Annotated in this window: 16 protein-coding genes; 10 read left to right on the top strand and 6 right to left on the bottom strand. The window is 51.9% G+C overall.

The features are described from left to right. Window positions 1-4: 4 nt before the first annotated feature. The 3 genes from Dvar_RS21375 (at window position 5) to Dvar_RS21365 (ending at window position 1,362) form a co-directional block, all read left to right on the top strand. A complete protein-coding gene (locus Dvar_RS21375; RefSeq protein ID WP_419663979.1) occupies window positions 5-214 on the top strand; it encodes a hypothetical protein in 210 nt (69 codons plus the stop codon). Window positions 215-439: 225 nt separating this feature from the next. Continuing rightward, window positions 440-1,057 (top strand): hypothetical protein, encoded by a 618-nt coding sequence (locus Dvar_RS21370; protein WP_419663978.1) that lies wholly within the window; start codon window positions 440-442, stop codon window positions 1,055-1,057. A gap of 134 nt (window positions 1,058-1,191) precedes the next feature. Then, the gene (locus tag Dvar_RS21365; protein ID WP_419663977.1) at window positions 1,192-1,362 is read left to right on the top strand and encodes a hypothetical protein; all 171 of its coding nucleotides are present in this window, start codon (window positions 1,192-1,194) and stop codon (window positions 1,360-1,362) included. A 227-nt stretch (window positions 1,363-1,589) separates the two neighbouring features. Here the strand turns inward: Dvar_RS21365 and Dvar_RS21360 are convergent, their stop codons facing one another. From Dvar_RS21360 to Dvar_RS21340, 5 genes are all read right to left on the bottom strand, one after another. After that, entirely contained in the window at window positions 1,590-2,078 is a 489-nt protein-coding gene (locus Dvar_RS21360) for an SNF2-related protein (protein WP_419663976.1), read from the bottom strand. Next, window positions 2,051-2,515, bottom strand: a complete 465-nt coding sequence (locus tag Dvar_RS21355; protein WP_419663975.1) for a hypothetical protein — start codon at window positions 2,513-2,515, stop codon at window positions 2,051-2,053. The genes Dvar_RS21360 and Dvar_RS21355 overlap by 28 nt, the downstream gene beginning before the upstream one ends. A 171-nt stretch (window positions 2,516-2,686) precedes the next feature. Further along, window positions 2,687-2,869, bottom strand: a complete 183-nt coding sequence (locus Dvar_RS21350) for a hypothetical protein (protein WP_419663974.1) — start codon at window positions 2,867-2,869, stop codon at window positions 2,687-2,689. A 92-nt stretch (window positions 2,870-2,961) separates the two neighbouring features. After that, a complete protein-coding gene (locus tag Dvar_RS21345; RefSeq protein ID WP_419663973.1) occupies window positions 2,962-6,126 on the bottom strand; it encodes a UvrD-helicase domain-containing protein in 3,165 nt (1,054 codons plus the stop codon). Beyond that, a complete protein-coding gene (locus Dvar_RS21340; protein ID WP_419663972.1) occupies window positions 6,123-8,804 on the bottom strand; it encodes a PD-(D/E)XK nuclease family protein in 2,682 nt (893 codons plus the stop codon). The genes Dvar_RS21345 and Dvar_RS21340 overlap by 4 nt, the downstream gene beginning before the upstream one ends. Before the next feature lie 524 nt (window positions 8,805-9,328). Here Dvar_RS21340 and Dvar_RS21335 point away from each other — a divergent pair. The 7 genes from Dvar_RS21335 (at window position 9,329) to Dvar_RS21305 (ending at window position 17,106) form a co-directional block, all read left to right on the top strand. Continuing rightward, window positions 9,329-9,955: a DsbA family oxidoreductase gene (locus Dvar_RS21335; RefSeq protein WP_419663971.1), complete on the top strand. Its 627-nt coding sequence runs from the start codon at window positions 9,329-9,331 to the stop codon at window positions 9,953-9,955. 188 nt (window positions 9,956-10,143) lie between these two features. After that, window positions 10,144-10,512 carry a hypothetical protein gene (locus Dvar_RS21330; protein WP_419663970.1) on the top strand — a complete coding sequence of 123 codons (369 nt, stop codon included), beginning with the start codon at window positions 10,144-10,146 and terminating at the stop codon, window positions 10,510-10,512. Then, window positions 10,509-11,297 (top strand): hypothetical protein, encoded by a 789-nt coding sequence (locus Dvar_RS21325; protein WP_419663969.1) that lies wholly within the window; start codon window positions 10,509-10,511, stop codon window positions 11,295-11,297. Before Dvar_RS21330 ends, Dvar_RS21325 begins: the two co-directional genes overlap by 4 nt. Window positions 11,298-11,312: 15 nt before the next feature. After that, window positions 11,313-11,840 carry a metal-dependent hydrolase gene (locus Dvar_RS21320; RefSeq protein ID WP_419663968.1) on the top strand — a complete coding sequence of 176 codons (528 nt, stop codon included), beginning with the start codon at window positions 11,313-11,315 and terminating at the stop codon, window positions 11,838-11,840. A 247-nt stretch (window positions 11,841-12,087) separates the two neighbouring features. Further along, window positions 12,088-13,182 carry a cache domain-containing protein gene (locus Dvar_RS21315; protein WP_419663967.1) on the top strand — a complete coding sequence of 365 codons (1,095 nt, stop codon included), beginning with the start codon at window positions 12,088-12,090 and terminating at the stop codon, window positions 13,180-13,182. 202 nt (window positions 13,183-13,384) lie between these two features. Then, the gene (locus Dvar_RS21310) at window positions 13,385-16,438 is read left to right on the top strand and encodes a caspase family protein (RefSeq protein ID WP_419663966.1); all 3,054 of its coding nucleotides are present in this window, start codon (window positions 13,385-13,387) and stop codon (window positions 16,436-16,438) included. An 80-nt stretch (window positions 16,439-16,518) separates the two neighbouring features. Then, window positions 16,519-17,106, top strand: coding sequence for an OmpA family protein (locus Dvar_RS21305; RefSeq protein WP_419663965.1), 588 nt, complete (start codon window positions 16,519-16,521; stop codon window positions 17,104-17,106). Between the two features lie 4 nt (window positions 17,107-17,110). Here the strand turns inward: Dvar_RS21305 and Dvar_RS21300 are convergent, their stop codons facing one another. Next, on the bottom strand, window positions 17,111-19,393 hold the full coding sequence (locus Dvar_RS21300) for an ATP-binding protein (RefSeq protein ID WP_419663964.1): 2,283 nt from the start codon (window positions 19,391-19,393) through the stop codon (window positions 17,111-17,113). Between the last annotated feature and the right edge of the window lie 561 nt (window positions 19,394-19,954).

Below are 19,954 nucleotides of genomic sequence, written 5' to 3'. Positions count from 1 at the left end.
CTTTTTGAAGAAGATAAACAGGCAGCGTCTTGGACAAGATGCTGCCTGTTCTGCACCGATCCATGATGGCAAACCAACCAAAGGCAAACATGCCCAAGCCATCGACACATTTGGCATTTACGAACTTCTATCAGACATGGCAATGAATCATTACCAATTCTTTGGCACCAAAAACACCAATACGGTAGAAAATATGACGTTATCAGTAGAATAGTTATCGTTTAAATGGCTTCATCTTCAAATGACCCATTTTTCCACTATCCGCGCCTTCACGAAAGTGTTGTTTGTACTGACAAAACCCGCCTCATTCTTCTTTTTACTTGTCTTTAAATGGACGTGCCTTGAAATCTATCCAATTGGATGTTAAATATTTACAAATCATCCACATGTTCCCCTCCTGTTCGGTTTTCGATTAAATCAAATTCCAAGGAGGTAACGGTTGCCATATTTCACACCACGATCAGTAAAATCAGCGTGGTTTTTCAGATACTTGTTAATTTTTATGGTCTGTGTTGTCCTCGGATGCAGTACCGTCGTATCTGATATATCCGTTTTTCATCAGCTGAAAATCGCGCATGTTCCGGTAACGTATCTTTTTCTTCCATTCGAATTTCAGGAAGATACGTTCGAGTATATCGTGTACAAGGAAGAAGTTCGCTCAGCCTTGCTGTCCCATAATTATGTGGAGGTCGATGATCCTGCTTTGGCTGAAATGCTTGTGGTCTTTGACTACGGCATCGATAATGGGGAAGCATTCCTGTTGTCCATTCCTGAGTTTGGACAAGATGGCGTGTTGTCTTCCACTGCGGATCACATTACAAGCACACCTACTGGTGCTGTTGACCCAAACGAAAATAGCCGGCTATTTCGGTTGACGATTTTTAACCATGAGGCAGCAAAAAATAAAAAGCCCTATGTGGCATACAGAGCCAGCGTTAAAATCCGAGGCGGGCCTTCACGACTGTCTGTAATCATGCCTGAAGTAATCAAAGCATTGTTCAAGGATTTTCCCGGGGAAAGCGGGAGTGTGCGCCAGGAAACCATTCAAATGCAATAATGCATTGATCATCAACCGACGACCGATGCGATTACCATGCCTACCATTTACTGACAACCCCGCCAACGGGCGCTAAAGAAACGGTTCATTCACAACTTGCAGAACAATTTGCTGACGTCTTGGGGTTGGACAAGATGCTGCTTAATGCAAAATTGCAGGACAAAAAATCAGCCGAGCAACAATTTTCCCAGATGATGGCCCAATTCAGAAAATCATTTGACAATATGCCGGGAAAATACATGAAAGCATTCCAGGAGGCGGGTCCGGAATTTGTCAGACAGGAACGTGATGCAAAGAAAAAATAAATCATCCCAATCTTCTCATCACAGTTGATATTCCGAGAATAAATTTTTTCGCGGGCATGGCCCGCTCCTGCACCTTCATGCCTTTCAACTCCGAATTTACCAGAGCGTATTACTCGGATGTAGACAAAAAAGTGGCCGGTGGGCTTCTCATGCAAGCAATCATGGAAGAGGTCAATCAAAAAAGCGGCCTTTACACCTACACATTCGATGAAACCGATCTTGAAAATTTAAGATCTTCTATCATGGAAATCGGTCAACTCTTGAACGAGGCGTAAAAGGCCCGTTACAGCCGTTTCGGATGTGTGACCGTCAAGATACTGGTATGCTATCGACTGACCCTCCACATAGTCGCGAATAATCTTCAGATGTCCCGTAAATTGACTGAAGACCAGGGCCTTGTGGCGCAATGCTTCATAAAACGAGCGTTCATCGTCACTCAACGCCACCGGGATAAGGATATCCGTGCGCTGGGGCAATTCATCCAACACCTGACTTTTGGTGCGTCTGAGAATAAACGGCTGGACCAGTTTTTTCAGCCGCCGGCGGGCCGCACGGTCATGATTGTTTTCGATGGGCGCGGCAAATTTCTCGCTGAACGATTTTAATGATCCCAGCAGACCCGGGTTGATGAACCGGAAAAGGTTCCACAACTCTCCCAGGTGATTCTCGATGGGGGTACCGGTGGTGATCAGCCTGACCCCACCATCAAGGTCCATGGCGGCTTTGGATCGTTTGGTCGATCTGTTTCAAGTCGAATGCCTTTCCAAAAATAAGAACAAAGGGATGGCAGTGCCATTGGCAGGGCTTTGGAAACGGCATCGGCGATTTCATCAAAACGGCCGATATCAACCAACCTTTGATAAATGGGGTCCTTAATTGAATCGGCACACTGAAAGTGGATGCCATTTTCTTCCACAAGCCGCGCACTGACCAAACGATCCAAAATCGGATCCAAATCACCGACCTTTTGCTTTTTGATCTTTTCGTCGTCAGCGTATAGTCTTTTCAACGCGTTGAGGATGTTGGTACGCGCCGAATAGTCATAAATGATGGCCAGAATATGGATTACGTCCTGGTGCAATGGGGAAAGGCCGCTATAAAACTCCATCAGTTGCCGGTGCAATGCATGGTCAGAGGCTGGGGAACGCTGCAAGATGGGCTCCTTTATTTCCAGATTGGTTTTGGACGAAAATAATCACCAAGGCTGAATCGAAACGCTAAGAGCCTGTTTGCGTAACGTTGACGATTCGGGGCACGGCCGTATCCATTCCAGCAACGGGATGTGGCTATATGATAATGGCAGGCGTAATATGAGGAATAACGGTTAGGGAATTGGGGGCTGCTGCTTATCGGTTATGTTGTGAACCGCATCATCGACTTGAATTGGTGCGATATTGGAAAAATGGGTCACATCGTTCTCTTCAAGCCATTGATTGAGCTTGGTATCAGCGATTCCGGCCATGCAGATCAAAACAACGTATAGGGCGATAAACCTGATTGGAGTCATTTTCTACCTCCATGAAAGGTTTTATGATTACTTCTATGACCTATCGCTAGTTTTGAACATCAACTTTAATCAAATTTTTCGTTGCCTGCGGGTCAGATCGGGGTCGGCACACAGCTGACTTCACCATAACTCACCCAGTGAATGGCCATGCCTCCGACACGGCATCCCATCCCATCTTCAAGTGCTCTGGCATAACAATCCAGTTGTGGCCAATAGGTAGCGAATCGCCTTTCTCGGTCTTCGGTTTCATCAGATTTGTGATCAATGATCCAATGGCCATCATCGGTCTCCATCAACAAATCAATGGTACCGCCGATCACGCTGCCGGACGAATCACAGCCAACGATCGGCACCTCCCAATGCAGAGCCTTGGGGTGGAACCACTCGTGTAGCGTTTGCATGAATTGGTCGGCAATCTGTTTCAGTCGCTGCCAGTCAACGTCCTCAACAAAAATGCCCAGGAGCGATCGGGCGCGTTGTTCAGGCGCGCCCTGGCACAGCAACTCAAGCGCCCGGTGCACGATCAACCCGCGCTCGGCGCCGGACGGCAGGGTCAAGCGGACCGCCCGGCCATAGGTTAACGTTGCCATGGACACGTTTTTTTTGCCGCCCCTTGAAGCGTGAATTTTTGAAGGCGTCAAAAAAGCCGGTGTCAGCCAGCCGTGAGACCTGGCCGGTTGCAGCGCCCTTCTACCCATCACGGGAAGTGATGGCGACGCTGGCCGGAGCGAGGCATCGGATACCGCCGGCGGTTCTTTATCCGCTTCGGTCACACGGCATGCGAAGGCCTGGTCGCCCACCCACAGACAATTGGCTTCAAGGCGTACGTTTGCCACATCCTGGAACAGATGCCAAAATGTGTAACGGGAACTGGCGGCCAGCTGTTGCGGCCATTCCAGAATCAATTGCTCCCGTGGCCTGGTCAGCGCCACGTAGAGCAGGTTCAGTCCTTCCACACGCGCCTTTTCGTCCAACGGCAATTGAAAGCGATCGTTGGTGACGGAAGCGGCGAACTGAGGAGAAAAGGCGATTCGGGCATTGTCCAGCACAGCATCCAGATCGCTGAAGGTGGCGTAATCGATATCCAGGCTGGGCAGCCGGCTGCTGACCGTCTTATCCAGTGTCGTCACCACGACGATAGGCCACTCCATGCCTTTGGCCGCATGCCAGGTGAACAGCTGGACGGCATCTTCATCATGCACCTGAGGGGCCGGTTGCCGATCGCCATCTTTTTCCTCAATTTTTCGTCGCAGCCACGCCAGAAAGGTCTTTAATCCACTGCCGTAGAATCCGCCTCCCGCCAGGGCTTCCCGTTCGGTGAGAATGAAAGCCTGGGCCTCGGCCTGAACCCTGAGCAGATTGGCCCGCGCCTGGGCTGCGTCAGGCCAGGTGGAAACGACATCATACAGTTTCATGATGTCGATGGTTCGGGCCACCAGTTCATCGACGCCCGATGCGGCACTTTGCGTGGCAAGCGCAAGCAACTCTTCCAGGAAAGGCAAACAAAGTGGCTCACCCTCAAGCAGTGCGCCGGTAGCTGATGTCAGGTCGTCATGGCCCAGCTCGGTCACCGCCAGGTATAACGCGGCATGGCGGTCATCGGGATCAGCCACCAGGCAGAGGCCATGGTAAAGCAGCTGGACAGGGCGGCTCGCAAACCAGCCGTCCTGCTCCAGCCTGCTATTCACGCCCAGTTCGGTCAACGCCTCGGCGTACACACCAAGCCTTTTGTGAGTGAGGCCGAGGATGGCGATATCCCCACCCCGCACGGGACGGTGACACTTCAGATGCGAATCGTAAACCTGGGTCTGACCACCACAAAGAATCGCCTTGATGCGTGCGGCAACGTGCTGGGCCTGGATTTTTGGTTTGATGCCCTTGCCTTCAAAGGCGATGGCTTCCAGGGCCGACAGCCGGCTCGTGAAGGCGGCCCGCGGGGTCAAGCAGGTGTACCCGTCAGCGAACATCTTTTCTCCCACGGCATTGACCACATCCATCAGCGCCGGCTGGGAGCGCCAATTACAGTCAAGCGGCTGGCAACACTCATGATGACAGTCCATCATGGCGCACATCAGCCTGGGGTCGGCGGATTGGAATCCCATGATGGATTGCTTGACATCCCCCACCACAAGGGCCGGGACCCCTTGGCGATACAACTTCCAAAGCATGGCGAACTGTAAGGGATTGGTGTCCTGGAACTCGTCGATCACCAGGCAGTCGAAACGACCGGCAACGTGTTCGACCACTTCGGGAATGTCCAGCAGTCGCCAGGCCATATCGATCATATCGGTATAGTCGACAATCCCTTTCTCCCGTTTACGCGCGGCATAGTCGGCCAGGGCGTCATATGCCGACTGCAAAAGCACCCTGACGTGCTGCCTGGCATTTTCCAGTGGTCCCGGATGCACATAAAGATTGTCGGCGTGGCCGATCACAGTGCGGGCCAGTTCCTGATAGTCCGCCGGCAGCTGTTTGTTGGATTTAAAGACCTTCAGCTGCTGAAGTTTTTTCCAGAGCGTCCAATCGTCATCCAGGGCAGGGGTGGTGGCAGCTTCCTGAAGCCAGCGATAATCCGCTTCAACTGCCGCTTTGGCGCTGTCGGAGTTCACATAATCACGCATGCAAGTGGGATATTGGTAGAGCAATTGCTGCACGCTGTGCTTGAGTGTGGTAGTCAGCGTGTCGGCATCCTCTGTTGCCCCGTAGGTTTGTTCAAGATAGTCCAGGGCCCAGGCCAGCCGGTCAGTCCGCTTCAAATCGCCACCGATGACGCGCAACCGCTTGACGCAATCAAGGATGTGATCCCGAAACTGGCCCGCGCCGTCTCTTCCGCTCAAAAAATCGTACCGATATCCAAAGGCCGCCAGTCTGCGGCTGATGGTTTCGATCCGCTGGATATTGGCGATGGCCTTTCTCAGCAGCAGTCCCTCTTCATCTTCTTCCAACAGACGGGTGTCCGGAGAGCATTGTGCTTCAAAGGCGTACTCCACCAGCAGGCGGTTGCCAAATCCGTGAATCGTGGAAATAAAGGATTGATCCAGACGCAGGGCATCTTCCAGGCGATCCCGGGCCATCAGTTCGATGCGTATCCGATCGCGCAGTTCGCTGGCGGCCGTTTCGGTAAAGGTGACAGCGGCAATGCGGTCCGGCCCCACCTGACCGGCGTTGACCCAGTCGGCCAGCTGCTCTTTAATGCGATATGTTTTCCCGGATCCCGCACCGGCTGGAACCATGGTTAATCGCGGCAGGGCACTCATGATGCCTCCTTTTTCTCGTGCATGAACAAACGCAAAAGCGGACTGTTGTCCAGCGCATAGACCTTGATGCCGGCATTTTTGTCCCACCAGGCTTCATCTTCGGTAGTGTTGAGCATCACCCGGCCCAAGTGGATCTCATCCAATCGCCGGTCCAGGTGCCGCATGGCCTCCAAGGAAATGTCATGATCCATGATTTCCAGTCCCGGCACGGTGTCCCGGGCGACAATCGGGCTGTCCGACAAGGCTGTCATATCGTCGAGAAGATAATAGACCACTCCGATATCAGATGATGCGTGATCCGGACCGGGAAACCCGTTGGACTGGATCATCAGACGGTAAAGGTTGGCCTGCAGGTCAAATTTGCTGCGCATCCGTTGGCGGCGTTTTTTACTGGATGACTTCTTGTAATCCACGACCAGCAGTTTGCCGGAAGGCAATTGCAATAAAAGATCGCTTTGGCCACGCAGCGGGATTTTTTTGTAAACGCCTTTGAGCCAGCGCTCGGCACCAATCACCGTAGCCCCCCAGGCATCCAGCAGGTCTCTCCAGCGCTCGGCCGCCCGAATGATTTCCGACTCCAGTTTGAGCCGCTCGACCCGCCAGTCCGGACCGCGTAAAAACGGCGCCATCGTCAACATCATTCGATTCAATAAAATAGACACCGTTTCAGGAATCCGATCCTTTTCAATCAACGGCCTGCCCACGAGAAAAAGCTTTTCAAACACACCGTGGGCCAGCATTCCGGCAATGATGGGATTCAGCGCATCCGTGCCCCACACCCGGGGCTCGCAGTCCAGTCGTCTGAGCAGCCAGGCAAACGGGGATACCATCAGGGTATCAGCAGCACTGGGAGACAAGGCAACAGGCTGGTCGGATTCGGGATCCATGGCAGCAAGCAGATCACGCTTCAGATCAATGTCGGCAAGCGGCAACGCCCGTGGCAAAACCGATCTGGCGGATTCGGCGACAGACAGTTCAGGCACCTTTTGCCGATCCTCCCGGCGGCCGGCCTCGAGCACCAGGTCCTCTGGCGCGCAGCCAAACCGGCGCGCCAGAAAGACCAGAGAGCTGGACGCCTCCAGCGTGTTGCCACCTGGATCCCGGTGTGAAAACAGAAAGGTAAGGCTGTCCGATGCCGCACCCAGTTGCCGGGAAAAGCGATGCCGTTGCTGTTCTCTTTTAAGCTCAGCAGTGGTGACCGCCCATCCAGTTGATGCCGCCTGCTCCCACTCGGCATCCGTCAGGACAGCCGATGCTTTGCTGCCCGACGGAAAATGACCGTCGTTGAACCCCAACACCAGCAAATGATTCACACGCCGCCACGGTTCCTGGCCTTCATGAAAAACCGCGATGCCTTCTTTCCAGTAGGTCCGCTGCCGATCGACGGTGATGGTTTGCGGCCTGGTCCTGGCGAGCAGGCTGTCCCAGTCTATATCATCGGTCATCTTCTCAAGTGACAGCAGGACATCATCGATACAATCCATCGCCCGTTGGCGATGGTCAGGGAGTTGTTCTTCTTTTTCTATAAGAGTTTTTAACGTGTCCAGATGCTGCCGAAGGCTCAATCGCGTTTCAGCCCCATCATCAATGGCCCCCATCAGTCGTCTGGCATTGTCATCCGGAGAGCAGCGTTTCAGCGCCATATCCCCGTTCATCAGCGCCTGGGCATAATGTTCTCCGATCTCCAGGGACCAGGGCATCAGGGCAGATGTCAACAGTGCTGCAATGGCCATGACCGGTGCGGGTTTGCGCAGACACACGAGCATCAGGTAAACCACTTCCCGGCCCAGATCCCGCTGCCATGCACGATACTCCAGGCCGGATAAGGGAAGATGGTAGTGTTTGAAAACCGCTTCGACGGTCTGGATGGTAAATGCATCATTTGGCAGCAACAGTCCCCATTGGCAGGCCGGCGCTCCCCGGCCAATGGCTTTTTGAATCATACCGGCGGCAATTTCCACCTCTTCCAGACGATCACGGGCAGCCAGCACATGAACGCTTTCGTCCATCTGCATCGATTCCTCTGTCGATGCAAAAAGGGATCGGGCCGCCAATAGCGCCGGTTTGGCGGTTTTAACCGGCTCCAGGGCATGGTTGAGGATGCCTTGCAGCCTGCTGTCAGCGACAGGGGCATCTTTGGCCAGCCGGTTCAATACCGCCTCCTGCCACTTGTTCAGGGGCAACAGATCAGGAAGATGAACCACACGTATGGGTCTCAATGGCTGGTGCCGGGTGCTTAACAAATCTGCCATCATCTGAAATGATTCGGGCAGCGTACCGATCTGTTTGATCAATTCCGCAAGCTGGGAAATTCGTGTGCGCAGCCGGGAGGGACGGGGCAGTTGGTCCAATCCAGCATCCCAATTGGCATCCGGTCCGCCCCCTTCGATCAGACGCGTCAGCGCGGCACCCAGCTCGGCGATCGTTTCCTCAGGCGCGACATCAACGCTGCCGCTCCAGAAGTGATCCCCATTTTTTGCTGCCAGTGTCCGAAGTGTTTCCGACCAGGCGGTCGCCTGTGGTTGCAGCATATAGGCGGCATGCGCCCTGGCCATCAACTCTGACCAGGGCCCGGCAATACGGTAAAGGCCTGGTGCGTATCTGGCCAGATGGGTGCGCACGCGCCGTCCGCTCGGGCCGTCAGGTGTGAGAAAAAAATCAATACTGATATTTTCCAATAGGCTTCCCTTTCGTTTTTCTCATAATTTAGGTTAGAAGACCTTCAATAAAGAGTCAACGATTTAATTTGTTTCAAAAAAATTAAGTTCTCAAAGACTGATTGATAAGCTGCAGATCATTTTGCTACGAGAAATATTGATAAGCACATCCGAAGATAATTTATTTCAATGAGAAATAATTGTCGTCCGCGTGATGGCGCACTCGGGTCTGCCAATCATTGTTGTTCATCTCGCTCCCATGCTCCGCACGGGAGCGCGTACCACTGTTCACCTTTACGGAATAAAGGTTCCCAAGCGGAGCTTCGGAACCAGTTAAGTTGGCAGGGATGCGCGCCTGCGTGGGAACCCTCCACCGGTTCGATGGATAAAGGGAGGGCGCTCCAATGCAGAGCATGGGAGCGAGGTGTAGCATTGATTCAAATGCGGTGACCTTGCCACGGCAACACAGCAGGCTTGACAAGCGACTTAACATGCTAATCCTTGAATTAACACGTTATATCCAGGGAAAAAGGGGAGCTGCAGAAATGGAAAACGAAAATCCATCACCGATTTTGGAGATCTACTCCGACTACATCTGACCGTGGTGCTACTTCAGTACCGGGCGTATTGAACAGCTTCAACGCACCTTCGCGCTGCGTGTCCAGTGGCGTGCCTTCCCCCTGCATCCAGAAACACCCGCAGGCGGGCAGACCCTGGAGGACCTTTTCGCCGGCCAGCCGGTTGACATCCCGGCCATGCTCAAGCGGCTCACATCGGTGGCCGGTGAACTGGGCCTTGCCTTTGGCAAGCGTTCCATGACCTATAACAGCCGTCTGGCCCAGGAGCTTGGAAAATGGGCCGAGGCAAAGGGCGTGGGGGATGCGTTTCACCACGCCGTATTTCTGGCCTATTTCCGGGACGGTAAGAATATTGGTGATACCAACGTGCTGATCGACCTGTGCCAGGGCATTGGCCTTGATCCGGGGACAGCGCAGGACGTCCTGACACAGCGAACGTTCTTTGCCGCTGTGGATGAAGACTGGAAGCGGTCGCGGCAAAACAACATCCGTGCGGTACCGACTTTTATGGTGGGATCGCATAATCTGGTCGGGTTCCAGTCCGTTCAAGCCCTCGAGCAGATGGTTGAAAATTCAGGTGTCCAGCGCCGTTGACACATTGATCCCCACGGTTGGGTAAGAATGCTTCGGTTGATCAAGGTCATTGACTGGCCCTGAAAAAAGATAATATCATTTACATTATGGATACAAAAAAATCCTTGAAGTTAGCAGTCAGCCTGTTGCTATTCTAATACAAGCCATCATCAAACGCTGCTGACGCTTTGAACCGGATCCAGAACACAATGAACCGAGGTCTACCATACGGCCTGTTCGGCTTATTCATTTCAATTGTCTTTTTGAATGGCTGCACTGGGGCATTACCGCCCTCCCCGATCAATGGCCCTGCCACTTATCACCAGCGCATGGATCTTTTCACCGGCGCGTTTCAGCGATCGTACAGTGTTCACATTCCTTCAGGATACGACGGAATAACCGCTATGCCGCTGGTGGTTGTCATCCACGGGGCCTTTGATACGGCCAGAGGCATTGAAAAATTTTCCGGATTCAGCCGGCTTGCCGATCGGGAACATTTTATTGTTCTTTATTTTGATGTTGCAGAACTGATCAGGCAATTTTTTAAACGCTTCCCGCACACCAGGAATTTACCATGACACGCCTTCTGATCGTGATAACCGCTTTTTTTTCATTTCATCTGACCGGGTTGACCGTCACGGCAGAAATGCAACCCGCATCGGTATGCCCTGAATGCTACACGCTTAAAACCCAGATCGAAGCAGCCTATTTTTCACATGACGAAGCATCGGTGCGCCAGCTTCTGGTAAAGTCCCGCAATCTGATCGATCAGCACCCGGGGGCCTGGCACCCCCACTACTACGCGGGACTGATCAACGTTCAGCTGGGAAATATAGAGCGCCATGACAACAGGGACAGGGCCTATCAGCACTACACCGACGCCTTGGCGCATATGCAGCTTGTCCAGGAACGATGGCCCAGTGCAGAAAGCACCATTGTCCTGGCCGATGTATATGGCAAACTGGCATCCTTGAAGACGTTTAAGATGCTTTATTACGGGAACCTGTCAAAAAACCGTTTGATGGACGCCTTTCGGATGGGGGATGAGCGCAGTCCCAAACCCTATCTGATCGCCGGCATCGAGTCGATGTGGACCCCCATCGTTTTCGGGGGCGGTACGAAGCGGGCAAGGCAATTTCTTGAAAAAGCACTGGCGGCAACTCTTAACTGGCAGGAGCAGGACCGGCTGATCGTTCGCTGGGCCACCCGCGCGGAAATACTCGCTCATCTGGCCCAGCTTGAGATTCTCTGCAAGAGACCGTCCGAGGCCAGACAGTATGCCACCAAGGCACTCGGCCTGGTGCCCGATTATGGTTTTGTCCTGCGCGATGTCTTGCCACAGCTCGACGAATATATAGATTAAGGAACGGATTTTACCATGACATCACTGGGACATTGCCTGGTAGGCGCTAGTGTGGGGGTTTTGTGTGTGCCGGCACGGGGCACTTTGTACCGGCGCCTGATCATCCTTGTAGCGATCATTGCTGCCGCCAATCTGCCCGACTGGCCCATTCCAGGCTGGGGGCATGACCATCTTTTTGTCAGTCACAGCATATTTGTAAACGGCGCTGCTATGGTGTGTCTTGCCGCCTGTTTTTACCTGCAGCGGGCACGGGTGCGGCAGGCGCACCGGCGCGTAATCATCGGCCTGGCAATCGCCTGGCTGAGCCATTTTATATTGGACAGCCTTTATGTGGACTCCCGTCTGGCCATGTTCTGGCCCTTCAGCGAGGCATTGGTTTCCCTTCCTGTTCCCTGGCTGAAAACCCTGCCTCATGTGCCGCCGCCCTTTGACGAGCAGGTGATTCGTATTTTGCTTTTTGAAACACTGACATTTTTACCTTTTCTAATGCTTGCAGTGGCCATTTGCCGGTGGCCATTCAACCAAAAAATGCCATACCAATGAATTATTATGAAGCATCTTATAATACTTGCCAGCATGCTTCTGCTGCGATAGTGTTGATAGTTCGTTTTCCATGTGAGGCTGGTTAGTTAGTTAGTTAGTTAGTTAGTTAGTTAGTTGGTTGGTTGGTTGGTTGGTTGGTTGGTTGGTTCCCATCTTCATTCAGGATAACAAACCGCAAGGCAACACCGCGGACAACGCAGGCAAATGCCGGTCAAGCTCATTTTTTGTGATGGGAGGAGATTCAGGTATGGTTAAAAGCAAGACAGGTACCCAGGAAAAGAAAGGCTTTCGTATTCTCCACCAAATTCTGCTTGCAATGCTGTTGATTGCGACCATCCCCCTTGGCGGTCTTTACTACATCAGCATTTATAAATCCGGACAGCAATGGTCCGGCTATGTCGAAGACAAACTGACCAGCCTGACCGACACCCTGGTCAGAAGCGTCGACGACTGGACCGCATTCAACCTGAAAGTGCTCGAACAAAACGCCATGACCCCGGCGATTCTGTCAATGGATGCCGAGCAGCAGAATCCGGCCCTGAAATCCATCAAGGATACCTATCGCTATACCTACCTTGCGTTCACCATTCAGCCGAATGGGCAGAATATTGGAAGGAGCGATGGTAAGCCAACCGTCTATTATGGTGACCGTGATTACTTCAGGCAGGTTCAGACGGGCATGCCTGTGGGCATGCAGGTTCTTTTGGGCAAGACATCCAAAAAGCCGGCCCTGATCCTGGCAAAACCAATCAAGGAAAAAGGCAAGCAAAGCATTGGTGTGATCGCCATTGCCATGACCCTTGAGGATCTGTCGGAAACCATCACCGATACCAGAATCGGAGAAACCGGATTTGCCCTTTTGCTCGATCAACAAAATCGTCTGATCGCCCATAGTAGGGGTGAAGTCGCCTCAAGACTTCAGGATTTCAGTTCCCACCCTATTCTTGCCTCAAATCCGCTTGCCGATCAAAAGTCCTTCATTTTTAACGACGGCCCAAAAAAAATCGTGGCATTTTCTAAAAGGACCCAGGAGGGATGGACATTGATCGTTCAGCAGGATTATGAGGAGGCCTTTGCCGCATCCCGGCTTGCCATACGACACGCCGTGACCCTCTTAATCACGACCATCGCCATGATTCTCCTCATCGCCTTCCTTCTGGCCAACCGGCTCAGCAAACCGATCCAGAACCTCACCCGTATCGCCGTTGAAATCAGTCTCGGCAAACTGGGAGAAAAAATTCATGAAACCAGGCGGAGCGATGAAATCGGGGCTCTGGCGCGGGCCATCAAACGCATGGGGGTGAGCCTTCAGATGGCCATTGATCGCCTGCAAAAAAGGTAGGGTCCATGCCCCGGGGACGATCGTTTCATTGATGCGGGCTTCGTCATAAAGGATGATCACTTGAATTGATATGCAACAGGTTGTGACCAATAGACCTTCCGTTCCGATGTTAAGGACCTTTTTGTCGAAACCGGAATGGCTGCTTATCTCGACACTGCTTTTTTGCTGCACCGGTTGTGCTATCTTTTCCGGGATCCGCAACATGGAACCGGTGCTTCAAATGGGCCATGCTTGTGCCGCGACCTGCGCTGCCTTTTCCGCTGATGGACAGTATCTTCTGTCCGGCGATGCAAATGGCAGCATCAAGCTTTGGGAAAGCTCGACCGGTCGGCAAATCCGGACTTTCAATGCTCAGGCCATGGTAAAAGATGTGGTTTTCTCACCGGATCAGAAGACCGCCCTGGCCGGCTACAGCAATGGGGACCTGATTCATTGGGAGCTTGCCACGGGGCGAATGCATCGTCGTCCAAAAGCCCACAAGGCGGCGGTCAAGCGCGTGGTGTTCACGCCGGATGGATCAAAAACGATCTCCGGTGACGAAAACCAGACGGTTGTGGTGATGGAAACCACCACTGGCAGGACCATCCGATCTTTTACCGGTAAAAAAGAAGCCTTGAGCAACATGATGCCGACGACCATCGCCTTTTCAGGTGACTGTCGGCTCGTTCTTTTAGGCAACAGGAGAAACCAGCTCTATGCTATCGATTCCGGGCGGAACATATACAACCTGGGACAGTATTCCCCGTCAACGCGGTGGGGTAACCCGATCGTTGATCTGGCTTTTTCGCCGGACGGTCGATTTTTTGTTTCTGCCGGCCGGGTAATGGAACTGATTGAAACCCAATCCGGCAGGATCATCCGATCGTTTGCTGAAATTCCCAGAGGTATCGAATCCGTGGCGTTTTCTCCCACAGGGAGAAATATCGCGGCATCATCGGATTTAGGGATCGCCATATGGGACATCGACAGCGGGAAACGGACAACCATCTTACCCGAAAATACAGGCAAACTTCACCGGGTCGTCTGGTCGCCAGACGGTCGATTTGTGCTTTCCACAAGCAGTCACGGCCACCTTTGTCTGTGGGATATCGCCGGCAGACGGCAGGTGCGGTCTTTTAAGGGTAAACTGGAAAAGGTGCTGGCCGCCGACCACTCGCCAGATGGACGATTTATCCTCACGGGGACCGATAATGGGAACCTTGTTCTATGGGACCTTTCAACAGGCGCCGTTACGCAACGCTTTAAGGGCCATCCCCAAAAAGTGCTCTGTCTTGCATTTACCCCGGATGGCCACCATGCCGTATCCGGGGGCGCGGATCAAACGGTCAAGCTATGGGACATCAGGGATGGGAAATCAATCCGAGCCTTTACCGGGCACACCGCCGACGTAACTTGCCTGGCGATTTCTCCGGATGGACACACGGCAATTACCGGGAGCCGTGACCATACCTGCATTTTATGGGATATCACAACGGGCCGCCCGATACATTTTCTCAAGGGCCACCGCCATTGGGTGAATTCAGTGCATTTTTCTCCGGATGGCCATACCATTTTATCCGCTGGAAGCGACAGGACCTGGCGGCTCTGGCAAGTTACCACCGGCCGGCAGATCCGTTCCAATAAAGACAAATCGGGATGGATCCACAGCACCGCTTTTTCTCCAGACGGGCGGCTGTTTTTTACGGGAAGTTGGAAAACCGTTACGATTTGGGACGCTTTTTCAGGTGAACCGGTTCGAACCGTTAACAAGCACCTGGGTAACGTCACCGATATTTCGATCTCACCTGACGGACGCCTGGCTATTTCTGGAGATGACAAGCAAGGCGTAAAAATTTGGGAAACCGCCAGTGGCAAAGACCGAATCCATATCCGCGGGCATTTGGACGCTATACGGGCAGTTGGTTTTTCCTTAGACGGACATTATGCATATACGGCTGGAGACGATCAGACCAACCGAATCTGGGATATTGAGGCTGGAGAGGAAATCGCGCGCATGGTTTCTTCCAAGGACGGGGAATGGCTGATCGTCACCCCCGACGGTTACTACGCCACCAGCCCGGAAGGGGCTGGGCTGTTGCACTGGGTGGAAGATGGCGGAATGGAGACATTTACCTATGAGCAGTTCAAGTCTATCTTCAACCGCCCGCATATAATTAAGGAAAGACTTTCCGGCAAATCTGGCACCGGAAGACCGGCGCCGACGATCACGACTCCTCCCTCAGTATCCATACCCGGTCACCAGACGTTAAGCCGGGTGGCACGAAAAACATATCCGCTAAAGGTTTCAGCGGTTTCCGACCAGTCGTTGACTGCCATCCGGGTCTTTACCAATGGCAAACCCGCAAGAGAGCTTCTTGTCAACACCAAGGTAGCTCGTCAAACGTTGGATATTCCGCTATATGCGGGGCTGAACCGGATTACCGCCGTGGCCTGGGATGAAAAGGACTTTTCCAGTAATCCCAAGTACAAGGATATTATTTGCGACGATCCGAACCTGCCCAAAACGAATCTTTATGTCCTGAGCGTGGGGATCAGCGATTATCCGAATCTTTCACCAGCCTGGAACCTCCAATTTGCCCATACCGATGCGCAGGCCTTGGCCAGGGCGCTGAATGATCAAAAGGAGTCGGTTTTCGGTAGCGTTACCACCAAACTGTCTGTAAACCAGATGGCCACGGTAAAGGGGATCACCGGTGAGCTGGAGGCACTCGGCAATATCGGCGAAAATGACATCGCGGTAATCTTCATGGCGGGCCACGGCGTCAGGGATGAGAACGGAACGTTCTATTTTCTGACATCGGATGCGATGATGGGGCAACCAGAATCAGGTGGGATCAGTTGGGATATGTTGGGAGAGCACCTGTCCAGAATCAAGGGACGGGTGATCCTTTTTCTGGACGCCTGTCATTCCGGAAGCCTTGTCCGCCAGACCATTGTGCCCAATGATGAGCTGGCGGGTGCTTTTTTCAGTGGCAAACGAAATGGTATCATGGTCTTTTCCGCTTCAAAAGGCCGTCAATACTCATTCGAAAGTTCGGATATCGGAAGTGGATACGGCATATTTACCTACGCCCTGATCCGGGGGCTCACCTCGAAATCCGATGAAGCGGATGCGAACAACAATGGCTACGTGGAATTTCTGGAACTGGTGGACTATGTAAGCCAGTATGTGGACCATGAAACCCTGGGCGCCCAGACGCCGTGGCTTTCCAGAAAAGAGCTGTTCGGGGATCTGCCGATCGCTGCAGTACAATAGCCGCGCATGGATACGTGAAAGCGGTTTGCAAGCAAGGCGCAGGCAGTATAGGGCGGGATCTTAAGCATGGGGAGGTTCAGATGAGAATCATCGTGTCTGTTATTTATATTGTCGTTTTATTGATGTTCATTTCTCCCATCATGGCCGAGGAACTGAAATTTCCACAGACCGCGCCTGAAATCATAGAGGCCTTGCAGTTCCAGCAAGGAACAATGACTGTCGATGGGATCGATTATGCAGTCGAAAAAAACAGTGTCTATCGAATCATCAATGGTAAACGATTCCAGCTTCGAGGCATCCAGCTAATGGAGGCCGGCGGGTTAACACCCCGGGCAGGTGCGTTGATCCATTTCGATACCGATTCAGCAAATATCAAGCCCGGATCTGCCGGTTTACTGGATCAATTCGGCAAAGTCCTCGCCAATGAACTCAGCCACGCAACCGTGGTGATTACTGGCCATACCGACAGTCGGGGGACGGATGACTACAACCAGGTGCTTTCGGAAATGCGCGCCCGAGCTGTGGCCCGTTATTTAACATCAAGATTTCCAATCGCTCCGGAACGGATGTCGTGCATCGGCGTTGGTGAAACAAAACCACTGGCAGACAACGCCACCCAAGCAGGGCAGGCATTGAACAGGCGTGTTGAATTTGTCAGGATTCAATAAATAATCACACCGATTGGGTCAATTCCTTTTTAACGGCCCGCGCCAGATTACCTACGAGAAACGGTTTGCGGATGTAAGCGCCAGCGCCCATACGTCTGGCCGCTTTGACACGCTCACTTTCAGAAAAACCACTCACGATGATGGCCTTCTGATCGGGTTTGATCTCACGAATTCGTCTGAATGTCTCCAGGCCATCAATTCCGGGGCTCATGATCATATCCAGAATCACAATATCGATTTTACTGTTTTCCCGGATCATTTCAACCGCATCAATACCACTGCCGACCGTGCTGACGCGATAATCCAACTTTTTGAGAATGCTCGAAGCAAGATCTCGCTGTTCCTGGACATCATCGACAACCAGTATCGTCTCTCCGTTGCCCTTTAGCGCTGAAAGGTTATACGCGTCATCTTTTTTCTGCTCCTTTTTTCTTCGTGTCGCAGGGAAATAAATCTGAAAAGTCGTTCCTTTTCCTTTTTCGCTGGTCACGTCAATGTGTCCGTCGTGATCTTTGACCGTCCCCCATACGACAGTCATTCCAAGGCCGGTACCGCTTCTGCCAATTATTTTTTTAGAGTAAAAAGGCTCGAAGATACGCTCGATATCATCTTTGGGAATGCCGACACCGTTGTCGGTAATGGAAAGAATGATGTAGTCTCCTTCTCGATAAGTATCGTATCCGCTGATGGGATGCTCAAGGTAGATGTTTTCGGTAACGATTCGAATTTTTCCACCATCCTTGGTCGCCTCGGCGGCATTGGTCACCAGATTCATGACAGCCTTTAACAAGTTTAATGGCGACCCCAGGATATTGAGCAGATGCGCGTCAGGCTCAAAGACCAATTCGGCAGACTGATGGAAGGACATCATCTTGGTATACTCGGCCGACTTCAAGTAATCACCAATGATTTCGTTGAGGTTGACAACCTCCTTGACGGATATGTCGCGTCTTGCCAGCGTCAACAGATCCTGAACAATGGCCGCCGCCTTGACCCCCGAAGCCTTGATGTCCATGATCGGCTTCCTTAAGGGGCTGTCTTCGGGAATATCCAGCAAAAGCAGATCCGGATAACTCACGATACCTGACAGCACATTGTTGAGATCATGGGCCACCCCACCGGCAAGTAAACCCAGGGCCTTCATTTTTTCAGCCCTGACGAGTTGAATCTTAAGACTTTCCCTTTCCTTATCCGCCCGTTTCTTTTCGCTGATGTCCATCATGGAAATGACGATCTTCGAGGAGTTGGGGATTCTCCCCATTTTTCCCAGGACGTCCTTTTCGATACCATCCCTGTTGATGATTTTAAATTCAAAGCTTTTATCCTTGGTATCATCCTTTTCTTCGGTCAGATATTCTTTAATGGTGGTGTAGTCTTTGGATTTAACGATGTCTTCCAGCGTGTATGTCTTGTCCATATCCTGCTTGGAATAGCCGGTAATCTTCTCAAATTCGGTATTCACCAGAGAGAGCTTTAAATCGTTTTCCAGGATCGCATTGGCTGTGGCGGTGCTCTCGAAGAGTGATTTATATTTTGCTTCGGAGTTGGCCAGTTTATCAATCAGCCGGTCTCGCTCTTTCAAGGAACTTTCATAGTCATCGATGATTTTGCGCACTTCACCTTTGATGTTCCACCCTCGAGCCCATCGGCTCATGCGATTGAAGATCCCTGACTCTTTCCATTTCAAGCGGAATTCACAGTATGGATCACCGTCAGATATACATTTTACCTCTTCGGAACGGATTTCTTCGGCCCCCGATGCGTGTAATAGCCCCGTGTAAAGTCCAAGATTCCAGTCGCAGACATCCTTGGTGACACGGAATCCGGGATAGTAATGCAGTTGAAAGGACACTTCTTTGCGGCCGGGCTGTTTGAGAACAACCCGTTTGGTCCGGTTAAAACGCGCGTTTATCTTGGCCGCCTGCCTGGCCAGGAAAAGGGGACCAAACAATCTGCCGCTAAAAAGGGCGCTGCTGGATAAATTTTCTTTAACTGCCCCACGGCCCGCATCAAAGAGCGGGTTTTCCGACCTGACGACCTTGCGAACATTGCTCAGCAACTGCATCGAAAAGTCATTGGAAACCCAGTAATTCATGTTAACGATCTGTTTACGGCCGATTGGCATGACCCGGGATGGATCATCCACATCGCTGACAAGATAGTCGGGGTTGTCGATGAGGCCTTCCATGACTGTATTGATTCCCCAGGCACCGTAGTATTTTTCGATAAATGAAAATAGCCCTATGAAATTAATACAATTGATTTCTTTACGCATCGGCAGATTCATTGGCGGAAACTCCGTAAAAGACCAAACAGCGTGAACGGGGTCCTTCAGATCTAATCGATGGGGGACAGTTTAAAATACCATATTTTCGCGGCAAAATCTCACCTTTTTAAACACGTTAACCTTGTAGGCCACAGGGTAAAGGCCTGTATGGCGATTACCGATATAAATAGTGTCCGTCCAGAAATAGGAAAATTCGGTCGAGATCAAGACGCGAAGAAAAATTTAACCCCAGGCGCCCGAAGGAAGTGCCCTTGGGGTGCATATAGTTAATATTCCGAGGATTAAATTTTTCGCGCAACGCCGATATCGGGCGAATTAGCCATTTATGGATGGGCACGAACTGACAGGATAGCCGTTCAGGAAGCTTTAATGGCAACACATGACTAGCGCGTTAACCCAAACCTGACCATACGTTATCCTGCTGGATTTCAATTGATCGCGCATTGTATGTTGCCCTGGACGCAAATGGCAATGCGCGCATCGAAACCTTAACACACGTATTAGGAGGGTAACGTTATGACATTCTTTTCCCAGAGCACCCGTGCCGACTTGAGTCGATTC

It is taken from the genome of Desulfosarcina variabilis str. Montpellier, from assembly GCF_048565275.1.
GTDB lineage: Bacteria > Desulfobacterota > Desulfobacteria > Desulfobacterales > Desulfosarcinaceae > Desulfosarcina > Desulfosarcina variabilis.
This window is presented reverse-complemented; position numbering and strand designations above follow the sequence as displayed.